We start from the raw sequence: 15,883 nt of genomic DNA, 5'->3' as shown, positions 1-15,883 counted from the left end.
AACAGATGGCATTGCTATCAAACATTTAGCAGATTCATCCACATCCGCCAATTAATTGGATGCAATGGTGCAATGAACTACATATATATAAGTATTGCATGTGATATATTGCACCCCCTTAACAATCCCCCGGCTCGATGAGGATAAATCTACTCTTATCCTCATCGGTTGACATCTCGAAAATAAGTAGGTATGAAAGCATCAAGTATTAATTTTAAAAAAATCTAACCCCCCCGTTTGTTTTCAAATAAAAAAGGAATTTTTTCATGAAAACAAAAAAACGGTTTTATTATTTTACTGGCTGGGATTGAACTTCACGCTGCCTCTTTTTCAGTGCGCGATCCTCCTTATCGCCATTTGTAAAAAGGCGTCTCATCGAAAAGCGGTCTTTACTTTCATAAATTCCACATAGAACTGCGTTCTATGTGAATATACGATCCAGAGTTTAGCTGCGCAGGCTGATCAATAAGAACTCATATCAGTGTATTAACGGTCAACTCTGTACTCGTTAGGAGAGACCCGTCGGCCAAGTTACTGGCGCGGGTGCGTTCAAGATACGAGAAAATTGTACTTATAAGCACCCCAGTTTTTCGGGGAGGGATTACCCTACAAAAGGCTCCATGCGAAGAGCAATCAATGCATCCACACCAAAAAATTCAGCCCGGCAAGGGTGGCCTGCCGGGCTGTGGGTGACTGACGAGCTGATAACTCACGTCAACAAGCGATTAGCCATCCCATCCAGCCGCGCTTTGGTCTTTTCCCAACCGGGCATCACCTGACCCATCAGCCGGTAAAAGTGCTCGCTGTGGTTGTGCTCGGCGATATGGCAGAGCTCGTGCAGGATCACGTAATCGATACACTCGCGGGGTGCTTTGACCAAATGTGGGTTGAGCGTGATCCGGCCATGGGGGGAACAACTGCCCCACTGTGTCTGCATAGTCAGGATGCGTAGTGCTGGTATGCCCGTGACCCAGATGGCTTGATCCAGCATGGCGTTGAGGCGTCTGGCAAACACCTCCCTGGCACGGGCCTTGTACCAGTCAGCAAGCAGTGCCTGGACTTTCTCGGCTCTCTTTGCGCTATCAGTGACTGGACTCCTGACCGACACCTCCAACTTGCCACGCAGCATTTTGACCCCCTGCACCGAATCAGGGGCTTCGATCACCTTGAGCAGGTACTGCTTGCCGAGGTAATAGTGACTTTCCCCACTGATGTACTGGCGTGGGGTGACGTGCTCCAACTGCTGGCGAAAGTCGCGTAACTGTTCGTAGATCCAGCGTCCGCGCTGCTTGACCGCTGCGAGAACCGCATCATCAGCCGCCTCACGCGGGGCCGAGACCACGACGCGGCAATCGGGATGCACCTTGATAAGCACCTTGCCGCTAGCCTGTCTCCGTTGCACCCGCTCGAAGGCGATCCGCTCATCGCCATAGCGAAAGCTAAAGGATGGAGCTGGAGCCTGGGCCTGAGCATCGCCCTTGGCCCGAATAGGCACATTCATCTGATCAGACTCCGCTCAAGCCGACTCGGGTGATCTGCACCACCATCTCGACGATCTTTTTGGCCTGCTCCATACCACTGCCGATGTTTTTGCACTCCTGGAACATGCGTGGCAACAGTTGCTTACGAATACCCGCCTCGATGTTCTGCGGGTTGATGGAGTGCTCGGCCACCGACGCATCCACGACCGTATCGATCTCGAAGGCCAACTTTATCCACTTCTCCTGTACCTGGCTGTCGGTAATGGCAAACACCTCAGGCAGCACCTTCTTGAACACGCCAAAGTAGGCCTGCGCGTGACGATGACCCGCAAAGGCATCGGGCATATCGCTGAGACGCCGCTCCTGCACCTGCTCTTCGAACTCCCGAAACAGCATGTACTGCTTGAGCGGGTGTTCGAACAGCTTCTCGGCCTCCTCGATGGCCTGACGCAACAACTTGGAAAAGGCTTCCTGGGCGTAAGGGTCATCTCGTAGCTCCTGCTCAATCATGCGGGTGACCCGCGTTTTGATGATGTCGGTCTCGTTACGGGTCTTGTTCTCGTTCCACTCTTCTGGCTGCTGCTGACCCATCTTGCCGACTTCATAGACGCCACCAGGCTCTTTGACCTCTACACCAACCACATGCTTATCCAGCAGCTTCTTCACCTGCTCGGCATATTCGTCGTAGTCCACCTTCTCACCAGCATCCTGCTGCACCAGCTGGCGCAGGCTGGAGAGCTGTTTCACCGTCTCCTTGTAGTGACGGCGATCCTCCTCGCTAAAGGCGCTGTCCTCGAAGAAAGAGGCCGACTGCAACGCCACTTTCAGGCAACTGGCAAATGCCGTGAGCGCCTCGTAGAAGTCTTCTCGCACCTTGAGGTTCACATCCACCAGTTCGCCGTCCAGTTCCTCCATCTTGGGCACCAGCACTTGACGCAGTTGCTCGATATCCTGTTTGTTCTTTACCCCGGCGAAGATGCCCCACAGGGCCTGATAGAGCTGTGGCAGCCGCTTGTACTCGGTGCCCATCTGGTTGTAGAGGCCTTTGAGGTCGTCAACGTCATAGCCACCCTGAGTACGGGAAGCGAGATCCTGATACTTACCGATGGTGGTATCCAGCTCGGATAAGATGCCGCGATAGTCAATAAGCAGACCAAATTTCTTCTTCGGGTGCAGCCGGTTGACCCGCGCAATCGCCTGGATCAGGTTGTGCTCTTTGAGTGGCTTGTCGATATAGAGCACTGTGTTCTTTGGTTCATCGAAGCCGGTCAGCAACTTGTCCACCACGACCAGCAACTTGAGGGGGTCATTCTCATCAGCAAAGCGTTCGATAAGCGCTTTGGAATACACCTGCTCATCCTGAGTGCCGACATTCTCCTTCCACCACTGAGTAACCAGCGGTGTGGTCGATTCATCGACCTCGGTGTTGCCTTCCCGGCTGTCGGGCGGGCTCATCACCACCGCCGACTCGAACAGCCCCGCCTCGTCGAGGTACTTTTTATAGAGCACCGCCGATGCCTTGCTGTCACAGGCCAGCTGTCCCTTGAGCCCTTCATCGATATTGGTAGAAAAGTGACTGGCGATATCGAACGCAATCAGCTTGATGCGGTCCTCTGCGCTGTAGATTTCGCCCTTGCGGGCAAATTTGCGTTTCAGATCGGCCTGCTGCTGCTCGTTTAACCCCTGGGTGATGCGCTCAAACCAGCTGTCGATAGCCCTCTCGTTGACCTCCAGATCGGGGATGCGCTCCTCATAGAGCAGCGGCGTCACCGTTTTGTCCTCGACCGCCCGCTGCATGGTGTAGGCATGGACGATGGGGCCAAACTTGTTGGTGGTCTTGTCATCCTTGAGCAGCGGTGTGCCGGTAAAGGCGACAAAGGCGGCATTGGGCAGCGCCTGCTTCATGCGGATATGGTTCTCGCCTCCCTGGCTGCGGTGGCCCTCATCGATCAACACGATGAGATCCGGGCTCTTATTGATGCACTCCGGCAACTTGGTCGCTGAGTTGAACTTCTGAATAAGCGAGAAGATGATCCGCTCGCTGCCCTTGCCGATCTGCTCGGCCAGCCGCTTGCCCGAGGTAGCCATGGCCGCCTCTTTATCCTTCTTGCCCGCGAGTTCACCGCTAGAAGCAAAGGTCTTGCTGAGCTGGCTTTCCAGATCCACCCGGTCGGTCACCACCAGCAGGCGACACTGTTTCAAACTGTCGTGCAGGATCAGCGCCTTGCTGAGGAACACCATGGTGAACGACTTGCCCGAACCGGTGGTGTGCCAGATCACCCCACCTTCTCTCCCGCCATCGGGGCGTTTCTGGTTGATACGCTCGATCAACCGCTTGATGCCAAACACCTGCTGGTAACGGGCGACTATCTTGCCCGCCTTCTTGTCAAACAGGGTGAACAGGCGGGTCATCTCCAGCAGCCGGTCTGGGGAGAGCAGGCTGATGAGCAACCGATCCTGATCACTGACAGCCAGCTCGCCAGCCGCAACCAGCGACTGATACCAGTCCAGATCGGCGGCGGGTCGGTGGCTAAACAGGGCAGAGCGTTGTTCGGATGAGAGCGGCTGATTCTTGATGGCTGTCATCGCACCATCGCCGATGTCCTCCTCACGCCAGGCGGCCCAGAACTTCTCCGGCGTACCGCAGGTGCCATATCGCCCCTCGATGCCATTGATAGAGAGCAGTAACTGGCTGTAGGCAAACAGCAGCGGGATCTCGTCGGGGCGCTGGTTGCGCAGGCTTTGGGAGATCCCCTCCTTGATGGTCGGCCCTTTTTTGGCGTTGCCATCCGGGCGCTTGGCCTCGATCACCACCAGGGGCAAGCCATTGACGAAGCAGACGATATCCGGGCGACGCGACTCGATGCCGCCTGCGCGGGTGACCCAAAACTCTTCGGTAAAGGTGAAGCGGTTGTTGTGCGGGTTGTGCCAGTCAATCAGGGGGATGGTGGGGCTCACCTTCTTGCCATCGACAAATTCGGTGACGGACATGCCATAGAGCAAGTGGTTATAGAGCCGCTCGTTGGCCGCCTGCAACCCTTCATTCAGGGCCGGGCTGCACAGCTCGCTCACCAGATTGTCCACTGACTTGGGGGACAGCGGATAGGTCTTGCCCGCAAACACAAAGGTGCGCTCGGCCAGTACGCTGCGTAGCTGTTGACGCAGCACCACCTGATCGGCCTTGCCATCCCGCGCCACCAGCGCCTGTTCGGGGGAGAGAAACGTCCAGCCCAACTGGGTAAGCAGGGTCAGAGCCGGGATCTTGGCGCTGTATTCTTCCTGAAATTTTGGGGCGTAATATTCAGCCATCAATCGTTATTCCTTGTTGTTTCAGCCATGGCAAATCGGCTACTCCGGCCAGATGCGTTCGCATATTGCCTGGTACAACGCCTGACGGGCTTCAATATCCTGCTTTTTGAACTGCGGATGCGCGCTGAATGGTAGGTTGTGCTGGCGCGACAGCGCTTGGAAATTCGGGTTGTTCTCATAAGCCAGCGGGCTGAGAGACTTCACCAACAGGTTTTCCTTAATGTAGTGCGGCTGTTTCTCGGCATATGGCAAATCGCCGTAAGACTGATTGGTGCCACGCGGCAGCAACACCAGATCACCCAGCCGGTTACGGTAGTTTTGGAACTCGTGCTCCTGCTCAAACTCGTCCTTGTGCCGGGAAAACTTGTCAGCCCAGATGTGTTCTACCTCGAAGGGTTTACCACTGCCGGGCTGGTAGTAGGTAACAAAATTGGTGCTCATACCGGCCTGCTGCTCACACCAGGCCGTCATACGGGCTAATAAAAACTTCACAAAACGCTTGTTCTGGCCATGCATGCGGAACTTGTCCATGCCCTCAAACGACTCTTTCATGTCCGCCAGTTTTTGCGTCAGCAAGGCCTGCAATGCCGGTAAATCCAGTCCGCGTAGCTCTTTGACCAGGCTGTACATGGTGTAGCGGATAGAGCTGGCAGAAAAGTTGCGGAAATTGATAGAACGACGCACCACAAAGGTTTCTATATAAGCCGCCACGGTACTGATCTTTGCCGCCACCGTGCTGTCGTCATCATCGGTATTCAGGGCGGCCAGCATTAAGGGGTAACTGAGCGTCGGAGCTATGCCCCAGTGATTAATGTAATATACAGGTTCAAGGCCATCAGTTAAGGTGCGCTCGGCATCGAGAATGCGCAGGTAGGCTTTCAGGTAAAAGCGTAAATCTTGCTGCATAAAGCGTTCGAAGCTGTTGCCATCATTGGCATCCAGCCCGACCTTATCCAAATTGTCGCGTACCCAGCTGTGAAAGCGGGTGCCGATTTTCTCAAAATCTTCGTTTTTGGAACCGGCCTTACCGGGGCGGATACTGTCGGCATAACGGGCTCGCAACCAGGATTGGAAGAAACGCTGGTCTTCGTCTTTCTCGTAGGCTTTCAGCTGCAACATGCTCTGCTTCCAGAGCTCGTTAGCGCTGTGCCGCTTGGCAGGGTGGTCAAATCGTGACAACACATAGCCCTTCAGCATTTCCGAGGGGGTCAGGTTCAGGCCCCGGTCGTTCATGGTTTCAAAAATGGTGTACGCGTTCTCATCCGAGTAAGCGATGATTTCCACCATGATCACGTTATACTTCAGCCAGTCGATAAAAAACGGAAAGGCATCGTCTTTGAGGTCTTCCGGAAAAGCCCGCACAATGTCCTGATACCGTTCGGCCATGTTACGGGTGGATTCAGTAGCAGTGTCATCTGGTTGGTAGTCGCCCTGATTGAACAAACTCTCCAGACAAGGAATGCGCTCTTCCACGGTGATGTTGAACGACTTGCTGCCGCGCAATTCGGAAAAAATCATCGGTTCGATTTTTTCGCTGTAGCCAAGCTCTTTCTGTAAATTGTGCAGGTAAATCAGGAATAGCGTCAGCGAGGTTAAGCGTTGCTGACCGTCGATAATACTGCGCTTGCCGTCCTTGCTGCTGACCACAAATGGGCCAAGGTAATAGTTGTTGTACTGCTCACCCTGTTCACGCTTATCGCCGGGCGTGTACTCAGCCAGAAAAGCCGAGGTTAAATCCGTTACTAGCTCTTCGATGTGCTTTTCGCCCCAGCTGTACTCGCGCTGGAAGTAGTCGACCGTGTATTTCTGCTGATTCAGTACATCAAACAAATTGCGGTGGCAGGCTTCAATTTTGTTTTCCAGTTTGCTCATGCAAACCTCCTTTTTTATCCGACTCAGTTGACCGAAACTCGGCGCTTACCTGTCAGCAGTTGCTGCATCAGAGCTTTTTTCTCTTGCTTTAAGGCGTCGAGCTTTTGTTGCAAAGCAGAGATTTCCTGATCGGCAGTGGAAAGTACGGCGGCGATTTTTTGTTGCTCGCCAAAATTAGGCACCTTAATCTTCAGATTTTTTATGTCATCACTATTTATTGACTCGAAGGTACTTCCTTGGGAAAGAGAGCCCCACTTCGGTTCGAACCAAAGGAGGAATTGATAGATAAAGCTTTGGTCAAAATTAGGTCTGGCATGCAATGCGGCTATTCCTCGACCAATACAAGCTTTATGCTCAGATATAGCAACGGTTCCAACAGGGGCTCGAACACTTATTAATATGTCACCGATTTCACACTCTTTTGTGATTTCAGAAGTAAAAACCCTTGGGGCCGAAATGCGATTTTTTATATCTGCATTTCCTTGAAGTAAAGGAAGGCCAATTCCATTTTCGTTGTATGCTTCAGATTTAGGTGATGAGCCCATCACAATTACAGCCACATGAGACAAATGGTACGACTTCCACTCCCCACTAAACCTCATCCCATTGCTATCCAGCAGGCGTTTTTTTCCGGTGAGCAGTTGCTGCATCAGCGCCTTTTTCTGCTGCTGGCTATTGGCCAGCAGTTGCTCGGTGGTAGTGATAGCCTTGTCCCAAGTAGAGAGGATTTGGGCGATTTTCTTTTGTTCGGGGAGTGGCGGAACCGGAACACTAATTTCTTGAGTTAGTTTTGTGTTGAATACACCTTGAGCGCCACCTGCGGCCCCCGCATATATCTGTGATTTCCCATATGGAGAAAGAAGGAAATATGTATAGAAGTCAGAGCTGGCATTTTTCGCTGACTTGTTCTTTATAATGATGGCATTCGCCATGTTTGCCATACCGTTAAGGCCGCTTACCTTGCAGACCATACCAAGATTGGCACCAACTCTTGCAATCACTATGTCATCATTTTCAATTTGTGATTTTTTATTCTTATCATTGAATTCTTTTGTGACATGACGAATTTCATCATGACGAAAGTAACCATCTCGAATATTAAGCGTTCGATAAAATGGAACTCCCCTCGACGCATCACAGTAATGATCGTTAACATTACCAACGTATCCTACTACAATTTTTTTGAATAATTCGCCCAGAGGGCTTTTGTGCCAGCTATCTGGAAGTTTCATTTCAAACCACCTTGTGAGCAGTATCCCAGCTCCTCCAGATACTTGGCCATCTCGCTTTCCAGCTCGGTCAGCTGGGCTTTCAGCTGCTCCCGCTCGGCCCGCACCGCCAGCAGATCGATCTCCTCCTCTTCTTCGAAGGTATCTACATAACGGGGGATATTGAGGTTGTAGTCGTTCTCCTTGATCTCTTTCAGCGAGGCAAGATAGGCATATTTATCGACATTGCCGCCATTGCGATAGGTTTTGACTATCTTGGCGATATTGTCCGCGCTTAGCAGGTTCTGGTTTTTACCCGCCTTAAACTCGCGGCTGGCGTCGATAAACAGCACATTGTCGTCCACCTTCTGCTTTTTAAAGATCAGGATGGCGGCGGGGATGCCGGTGCCGTAGAAGAGCTTCTCCGGCAGGCCGATCACCGCATCGAGCAGGTTCTCGTCGATCAACTGCTGGCGAATTTTCCCCTCGCTGGAACCTCGGAACAGCACGCCGTGAGGCACCACCACCCCCATGCGGCCACTCTTGGGTTTGAGGGTCTCAATCATATGGAGGATAAAGGCATAATCCCCCTTGGTCTTGGGTGGAAGCCCGCGCTTGAAGCGACCGAACTTATCATTTCCCGCTTCCTCATAACCCCATTTATCCAGCGAAAATGGCGGGTTGGCGGTCACGATATCAAAGCGCATCAGATCGCCGTTTTTATCGAGCAGCTTGGGGTTGCGGATGGTGTCGCCCCACTCGATCTTGTGGTTGTCTTCCCCGTGCAGGAACATGTTCATCTTGGCCAGCGACCAGGTAGAGCCAATAGCCTCCTGACCGTAGAGGGCGTAGTGCTTCTCGCCATGGTTTGCCACCACCTTGCGGCCGCACTTCATCAACAGCGACCCCGAGCCACAGGCCGGATCGCAGATGGTGTCGCCCGGCATCGGCTCCAGCAACTCGGCGATAAGATCGGAAACTTCGGGCGGGGTATAGAACTCCCCCGCCTTCTGGCCGCCGCTGGCGGCGAAGTTTTTGATGAGATACTCATAGGCGTTGCCGATCACATCCAGGGTGCCGACCCGGCTGGGCTTGAGGTTGAGCTCATCCTTGGCAAAGTCTTCCATCAGATGGCGCAGTATGGTGTTCTTCTGCTTCTCTTCGCCGAGGCGGTCGGTGTTGAAGCTGATGTCCTGAAACACGCTCTTACCCGCGTCTTTGAGCTTGGTGCCATTGGCCTCTTCGATGGCATGCAGCGCCTGATCGATCCGCTCGCCGTTGCCCGGCTCGTGACGACGCTCGAACAGGCTGTAGAAACTGGCCTGTTTGGGCAACACGAAACGCTCGTTTTTGAGCATCTCTTCAATGAGCTCCGGCTCATCGCCATATTCAGCCTTGTAGCCATCGTAGTGATCCTGCCAGACATCGGAGATGTATTTCAGGAACAGCATGGTGAGCACGAAATCTTTATAGGTATCAGGGCTGACAGTGCCACGGAAGGTATCGCAGGCAGACCAGAGGGCCTTGTTGATATCGTCCTGGTTTATCGAGGTAGTCATAAGTCACAATTCCTTGGGTATTTCTTGGAAAAATGGGCTGCTCAACGAAACTATTTCGCTAGCTGATCGGATTGTTCGAGCAGGCTAGCAGCGATGGCCTGCATCATCTGCTCGCCGTTACGTTGCAGTTGTTGCATCAGATTTCGTTCTTCACGCAGGCTGTGGGCCAGCTTCATGATGGCGGCCTGTCTCGCAAGAGATGGGATACCGATAGGGGCCTCCTCCAACACCTGACGGCGAATACTTTTTGCCGCGCTGCCTTCGGCGTGAAGCTCGAAGTAGCGCTGACAAGGGGACTGATTGAGCTGCCATGCCAGAAATTCGGGACTGAGTGCCTCGCTATGCAACCGCACCACATAGAAGTGAGGGGCGGCTACGGCGGGCAATGGTGCAAGCCCGGTATCGACCAGCACGGCATAGTTAGTGCTGCCACGGGCCGCCACCAGGATATCGCCGGTTTGCAGCCAATCAGGCTCCTTCTTGCTGGTAGGCTCAGAACGAAGGCAGGCAGACCAGTCAACCCCCCCTTCTGGCGAGGCATCTCTCATCTGCACCACGGCCATGATGCCGGAATCGATCTCCGGGATCTTGCCGCGATAGGGGTGCCCAGCACTGATGGTGGCAATTTGGTTCAGCTTCACAAAAAATCTCTTCATCGTTAATGATGCAGTTACAGTGTGTCGCATATGACACTGCTGCGTCAATACCACTGTATCTTTTTTTGCATCAGTGACGATGATGCTTATGTGTGTACCATTGGCAAGAGGTAGACCTTGACCAGCCTGAAAGATCCAACAGAGATCTTTTTGTAATTTAATTACAGTTAATCACCGCAAAAAATAAAAAGGCCCTGCTGTTGCAGGGCCGTTGAGTTTCCAACTGCAATATCACGGTTTCCAACTTAATTGTCCGTGATCAACAACGCAGTGAATTGCCACAACCTATGTGGTTGACATTTCATTAATTTTCTATATAAAAGTACGATAAGTCTCATAGCAATTACCTGAGACAATCACGCTGCTTTTATTGCGACAAATCATTGCGTAAGCTATTGAAATTGAAGGTTATATTTGTGCTGTGAAGTACGAGCACGAGGGTTCGAATCCCTCCCTCACCGCCAAATTATAAAAAACCGACCTCAGGGTCGGTTTTTTGCATCTGGGCTACCGTGTTCCCTGATGCGCATAGAGGGAGGGTGAGAACCCTCGCCGGGTTCGAGCAGAGCGGCTTGCCGCGATGAACGGCCAGAGGCCGCCCCAAAGGGGTGAGCCACGCAGTGGCAAATCATCCCTCCCTCACCGCCAAATTGAAAAACCGACCTCAGGGTCGGTTTTTTGCTTTTGGTCTTCGCCGATACACGCAAGCACCGAGGGGGAGAAGGTCAACCGCCACCACAAGCCCTCGCATACCATTCCATCCTTTTTCATCACCGATATTTCAGGGCCATTCTCCCATTTCATCAGGATGCCACCCTGCCCGGTTGCAGCCTTGCAGCCATGTTCACGTCCGCCAGCCCTCATGATCCCGCGACTCGCGGCCGACACAGGAAGGTGGAGCCATATCGGTATCCTTTCGGATATTGCTCACCGATTGTATTTCGTTTTGAAAAACTGATAGTTAAATAGCTACACTAGCCACACACATCGCATAGGGATATGGACAAATGAGTCTTATCGGTTTGCTGCTGGCCCTGGCTGCCATCCTGGGCGGCAACCTCATCGAGGGGGGGCATCCCAGCGCCCTGCTCGATCTCCCCGCCTTTCTCATCGTGATCGGGGGAACCGTGGGAGCCGCACTGACCCAGTTCCCCTTCTCCGTGGTCGGCAAAACCTTCAAGCGCTTCAAGTGGCTCATCTCTCCCCTGCGCCTCGACATGCTGGAGCAGGCTCAGCTACTGGAGACCCTGGCAGGCAACGCCCGGCGCAGCGGCATGCTGGCACTGGAGGGGATGATCGATGACATCAAGGATCCCTTCCTGCAAAAAGGGGTGCAGATGATGGTAGATGGCTACGAGAAGACCAAGATCCACGAGGTGCTGGAAAACGAGATCGAATTCGAGCAGGAAGATCTCGAGCAGACCGTCAAATTCTACGAGGCCATGGGGGGCTACTGCCCGACCATGGGGATAGTCGGGGCCGTGTTCGGCCTCATTCACGCCATGGGGCTGCTGGATGCACCGGACAAGCTCGGTGGTGCCATCGCGGTGGCCTTCATCGCCACCATCTACGGGGTCGGCGCCGCCAACCTGATCTTCCTGCCCTTTGGCAACCGCTACAAGGGCTTCGCCCACCAGATCCGCCACTACAAGGAGATGACCCTGACCGGCATCCTCTGCATAGTGGACGGCGAGTCACAACAGCGGCTGCAAGTGACCCTTGAACCCTACCTCGGAGGCCATGGTGGCGAAAAAGAAAAAGGCTGAGGCACCGGAGAACCATGAGCGCTGGCTGGTCTCCTATGCCGACTTCATGACCCTGCTGTTTGCCCTGTTCGTGGTGCTCTACTCCTTCGCCATGGCCAAGCAATCGGAGACCCGGGTGCTGATCCAGGGCTTTATCGAGTCGCTTGGCAAGATAGGCCTCATCTCTCTGCCCGCCGGTTCTCCCGTGATGCAGGGGGGGACCGGCATTCTGGAGCCGGAGTCCAAGACCACGCCGGGCACCTCCCAGAAGGAGGAAGTGCTGGACACCCAGGCGCCGGCCGCCGCAGCCGATCCCTTCAACGAGACCATAGGCGCCTCGGAGAAACCCAGCGCCACCGAGTCATGGCCCCACAAGACCAAGGAGCAGGAGTGGGCCACCCTCACCAAGCAAAAACTGGATCAGCAGCTCAAGAGCCAGATTGAATCCAAGGAGATCGAGGTGGAACAGCTCGGCAGCCAGCTGGTGATCCGCATCGGCGAGAAGACCCTGTTCCCGGCCGACTCGGCCTTCCTGCAGCCCCAGTTCATCCCCCTGGTCAACAAGGTCTCCGACGTGCTGGCCGATATTCCTGGCATGGTGGTGGTTACTGGCCATACCGACAACTCCCAGGCCCCGGTGGAGCTCTATCGCAACAACTGGGAGCTGTCGGTGCTGCGAGCCGCCACCATAGTCCATACCCTGCTCACCAACCCCAAGCTGGATTCACGTCGCGTCATCGCCCAAGGCGTGGCGGACACCCAGCCCCGCTTTGCCAACGACACCCCGGCCCATCGCCAGGCCAACCGCCGGGTGGAGATAGTGCTCTCCCAGGGCAAGGCGGCAGAGCAGGCCCTTCCCCTCCTCGCCCCCTGATGAAAAGACCCCGCCATGCGGGGTCTTTCGTTTTGTCGATTAGTTTGTTTTTTGCACCATTTCGCCATTTCTCTCACCGCGCAAAAGCAATTGAAAATGATTCTCAAATGAGAAAATTGACCCCGCTAGCAAAACGCGATTTTCCCCCTATTGATTAATAATTAATCCTTTGAAATGACATGTAAATCAGTATGAAAGTGGCATACTACGTAGCATCCTTGTTAAGTCACATGATTAATTCGGTTAGGGAAAACCTATATGTTTGCTGATATTGCTGTCCAGCATTGGGCCTTTGCTGTCTACGTCATTGGGGCCATCTGCATCTGTCTGACCATGATAGGCGTCGCCGCCTTGCTGGGGGGACGAGCCTATGGCCGTGCCAAAAACAGGCCCTTCGAATCGGGCATCGACTCCGTCGGCAATGCCCGTCTGCGTTTCTCCGCCAAGTTCTATCTGGTCGCCATGTTCTTCGTCATCTTCGACGTCGAGGCGCTCTATCTCTTCGCCTGGTCCGTCTCCGTTCGGGAGAGCGGCTGGGTCGGTTTCATCGAAGCCACCATCTTCATCACCCTGCTGCTGGTAGGCCTCATCTACCTGTGGCGCATCGGTGCTCTCGACTGGGCCCCGAAGAAACGCGTCCTGACTGACAAGAAGCCAGACTGATTTACCGATTATCCCTTTGAGGTTGCACCATGAAGTACACCCTGACCCGGATTGACCCGGATGCGCCCGTTGAGCGCTACCCCCAGGAACAGCGCCAGACCGTCGATGACCCGCTGGCGCAGCAGGCGACCCGCGGCATCATGATCGGGCGCCTCGAAGAGGTGCTGCAAGACACCGTCAACTGGGGCCGCAAGAATTCCCTCTGGCCCTACAACTTCGGCATCTCCTGCTGCTATGTGGAGATGTGTACCGCCTTCACCTCCCCCCATGACGTGGCCCGCTTCGGCGCCGAAGTCATCCGGGCTTCGCCACGTCAGGCGGATTTCATGGTGATCGCAGGGACTCCCTTCATCAAGATGGCGCCGGTCATCCAGCGCCTCTATGAACAACTGCTCGAACCCAAGTGGGTCATCTCCATGGGGGCCTGTGCCAACTCGGGCGGCATGTATGACATCTATTCCGTGGTGCAGGGGGTGGACAAGTTCCTGCCTGTCGACGTCTACATCCCGGGCTGCCCGCCCCGTCCCGAAGCCTTCCTGCAAGCCCTGATGCTGCTGCAAGACTCCATCGGCAAGGAGCGCCGCCCCCTCTCCTGGGTGGTGGGCGATCAGGGGGTCTACCGTCCCCAGATGCAGGCGGAGAAGGATCGCAAGCGGGAAGAGCGCATCCAAGTCACCAACCTGCGCACGCCGGATGAGATCTGACCATGAAACTGACTCGAGAATTCCCAAGCAACTACACCATGGCGCAGGGGCAGACGGCGGATCACGCCGATGCCCAGGTGGTCGGCGAACTCTTTGCCCACTTCGGTGCAGAGCGCTTCACGGTGCAGAGCACCCGCACCGGGGTGCCGGTGATCTGGCTCTCCCGCGATCTGCTGCTGGACGTGATGGGCTTTTTGCAAAAGCTCCCCTCCCCCTTCGTGATGCTGTTTGATCTCAGCGCCACCGACGAGCGGATGCGCAGCCATCGTCACGGCCTGCCGGACAGCGACTTCACCGTCTTCTATCACCTCATCTCCATCGACCGTAACGCCGATGTGATGCTGAAGGTGCCGCTGATGGAGAGCGATCTGCACCTGCCGACCATCAGCCGCCACTTCCCCAACGCCAACTGGTACGAGCGGGAAGTCTGGGATCTGATGGGCATCACCTTCGACGGTCACCCCCATCTGACCCGCATCATGATGCCCAAGAGCTGGCAGGGACACCCGCTGCGCAAGGACTACCCGGCCCGGGCCACCGAGTTCGATCCCTTCATGCTCGATGCGGTCAAGCAGGATCAGGAGCAGGACAACCTGCTGTTCAAGCCCGAAGAGTGGGGCATGGCCCGTGGCAACGAGAACGAGGACTACATGTTCCTTAACCTCGGCCCCAACCACCCCTCGGCCCACGGCGCCTTCCGCCTGGTGCTGCAGCTCGACGGGGAAGAGATCCGCGACTGCGTGCCCGACATCGGCTATCACCACCGCGGTGCCGAGAAGATGGGCGAGCGCCAGTCCTGGCACAGCTACATCCCCTACACCGACCGGGTCGAGTACCTGGGGGGGGTGATGAACAACCTGCCCTATGTGCTGGCGGTCGAGAAGCTGGCGGGGATCAAAGTACCCAACCGGGTCGACATGATCCGGGTGATGATGGCGGAGCTGTTCCGCATCCAGAGCCACCTGCTGTTCCTTGGCACCTATATCCAGGACGTGGGGGCCATGACCCCGGTCTTCTTCACTTTCACCGACCGGCAGAAGATCTACACCATCATCGAGGCCATCACGGGCGCCCGCATGCACCCGGCCTGGTTCCGCATCGGCGGTGTGGCGCACGATCTGCCCACCGGCTGGGCCCGTCTCATCCAGGACAATCTGCTGAGCTGGCTGCCCAAGCGGTTGATGGAGTATGAAAAGGCCGCCATGCGCAACAGCATACTGCGCGGTCGCACCATCGGCGTCGCCGCCTACAACACGGCGCAGGCGCTCGCCTGGGGCACCACGGGGGGCGGTCTGCGGGCCACCGGCCTCAACTTCGATGTGCGCAAATGGCGCCCTTATTCCGGCTATGATCAGTTCGAGTTCGAGGTGCCAGTGGGCAGCAATGGGGATGCCTACGACCGCGCCACCGTGCGCATCGAGGAGATCCGCCAGAGCATGCGCATCATAGAGCAGTGCATGAAGAACATGCCGGCGGGGCCGTTCAAGGCGGATCACCCGCTCACCACGCCGCCCCCCAAAGAGCGCACCCTGCAGGACATCGAGACCCTGATCACCCACTTCCTGCAAGTGTCATGGGGCCCGGTGATGCCGGCCGCCGAGTCCTTCCAGATGATAGAGGCGACCAAGGGCGTCAACAGCTACTACCTGACCAGCGACGGCTCCACCATGAGCTACCGGACCCGGATCCGGACCCCGAGCTTTGCCCACTTGCAGCAGATCCCCTCGGTGATCCGTGGCCAGATGGTGTCGGACCTCATCGTCTACCTGGGCAGTATCGATTTCGTTATGTCAGATGTGGATCGTTGAGTCC

General features: G+C 55.2%; 12 protein-coding genes and 1 other RNA gene. 6 read left to right on the top strand and 7 right to left on the bottom strand.

Going from position 1 to position 15,883, the window contains the following annotated elements; genetic code table 11:
• Window positions 1-709: 709 nt before the first annotated feature.
• Genes BN1127_RS18825 through BN1127_RS18800 form a run of 6 tightly spaced genes read right to left on the bottom strand, consistent with a single transcriptional unit; the run spans window position 710 to window position 10,070 of the window.
• Entirely contained in the window at window positions 710-1,501 is a 792-nt protein-coding gene (locus BN1127_RS18825; RefSeq protein ID WP_042650479.1) for a M48 family metallopeptidase, read from the bottom strand.
• 4 nt (window positions 1,502-1,505) lie between these two features.
• The gene (locus tag BN1127_RS18820) at window positions 1,506-4,790 is read right to left on the bottom strand and encodes a type I restriction endonuclease subunit R (RefSeq protein ID WP_042650480.1); all 3,285 of its coding nucleotides are present in this window, start codon (window positions 4,788-4,790) and stop codon (window positions 1,506-1,508) included.
• A gap of 39 nt (window positions 4,791-4,829) precedes the next feature.
• A complete protein-coding gene (locus tag BN1127_RS18815) occupies window positions 4,830-6,662 on the bottom strand; it encodes a DUF262 domain-containing protein (protein ID WP_042650478.1) in 1,833 nt (610 codons plus the stop codon).
• A gap of 23 nt (window positions 6,663-6,685) precedes the next feature.
• On the bottom strand, window positions 6,686-7,894 hold the full coding sequence (locus BN1127_RS18810; RefSeq protein ID WP_042650477.1) for a restriction endonuclease subunit S: 1,209 nt from the start codon (window positions 7,892-7,894) through the stop codon (window positions 6,686-6,688).
• Complete coding sequence (locus tag BN1127_RS18805) at window positions 7,891-9,429, bottom strand: type I restriction-modification system subunit M (RefSeq protein WP_042650476.1); 1,539 nt, start codon at window positions 9,427-9,429, stop codon at window positions 7,891-7,893. Before BN1127_RS18805 ends, BN1127_RS18810 begins: the two co-directional genes overlap by 4 nt.
• A 50-nt stretch (window positions 9,430-9,479) precedes the next feature.
• Entirely contained in the window at window positions 9,480-10,070 is a 591-nt protein-coding gene (locus BN1127_RS18800) for a restriction endonuclease subunit S (protein ID WP_231557518.1), read from the bottom strand.
• A gap of 534 nt (window positions 10,071-10,604) precedes the next feature.
• Here BN1127_RS18800 and BN1127_RS21855 point away from each other — a divergent pair.
• Window positions 10,605-10,733, top strand: a non-coding RNA gene (locus BN1127_RS21855) — RtT sRNA.
• On the opposite strand, the gene BN1127_RS18795 is transcribed toward BN1127_RS21855, so the two are convergent.
• Window positions 10,725-10,889: a hypothetical protein gene (locus tag BN1127_RS18795; RefSeq protein ID WP_156139788.1), complete on the bottom strand. Its 165-nt coding sequence runs from the start codon at window positions 10,887-10,889 to the stop codon at window positions 10,725-10,727. The two genes, BN1127_RS21855 and BN1127_RS18795, sit on opposite strands and share 9 nt — an antisense overlap.
• A 203-nt stretch (window positions 10,890-11,092) precedes the next feature.
• Here BN1127_RS18795 and BN1127_RS18790 point away from each other — a divergent pair, with 203 nt between their 5' ends.
• The 5 genes from BN1127_RS18790 to nuoC all read left to right on the top strand — a co-directional run bounded on the left by BN1127_RS18790 (window position 11,093) and on the right by nuoC (window position 15,879).
• Complete coding sequence (locus BN1127_RS18790; protein ID WP_041205919.1) at window positions 11,093-11,851, top strand: flagellar motor protein; 759 nt, start codon at window positions 11,093-11,095, stop codon at window positions 11,849-11,851.
• Window positions 11,826-12,704, top strand: coding sequence for a flagellar motor protein MotB (locus tag BN1127_RS18785; RefSeq protein WP_042650473.1), 879 nt, complete (start codon window positions 11,826-11,828; stop codon window positions 12,702-12,704). Before BN1127_RS18790 ends, BN1127_RS18785 begins: the two co-directional genes overlap by 26 nt.
• A gap of 258 nt (window positions 12,705-12,962) precedes the next feature.
• Window positions 12,963-13,367 carry an NADH-quinone oxidoreductase subunit A gene (locus BN1127_RS18780; RefSeq protein ID WP_025327214.1) on the top strand — a complete coding sequence of 135 codons (405 nt, stop codon included), beginning with the start codon at window positions 12,963-12,965 and terminating at the stop codon, window positions 13,365-13,367.
• 29 nt (window positions 13,368-13,396) lie between these two features.
• Window positions 13,397-14,071 (top strand): NuoB/complex I 20 kDa subunit family protein, encoded by a 675-nt coding sequence (locus BN1127_RS18775; RefSeq protein WP_005324228.1) that lies wholly within the window; start codon window positions 13,397-13,399, stop codon window positions 14,069-14,071.
• Window positions 14,072-14,073: 2 nt separating this feature from the next.
• On the top strand, window positions 14,074-15,879 hold the full coding sequence (gene nuoC / locus BN1127_RS18770; RefSeq protein ID WP_042650472.1) for an NADH-quinone oxidoreductase subunit C/D: 1,806 nt from the start codon (window positions 14,074-14,076) through the stop codon (window positions 15,877-15,879).
• Window positions 15,880-15,883: the final 4 nt, after the last annotated feature.

This window comes from Aeromonas media, assembly GCF_000819985.1.
GTDB lineage: Bacteria > Pseudomonadota > Gammaproteobacteria > Enterobacterales > Aeromonadaceae > Aeromonas > Aeromonas media.
Note: the sequence above shows the minus strand (reverse complement) of the source record. Positions and strands in the feature narration are given on the sequence as shown.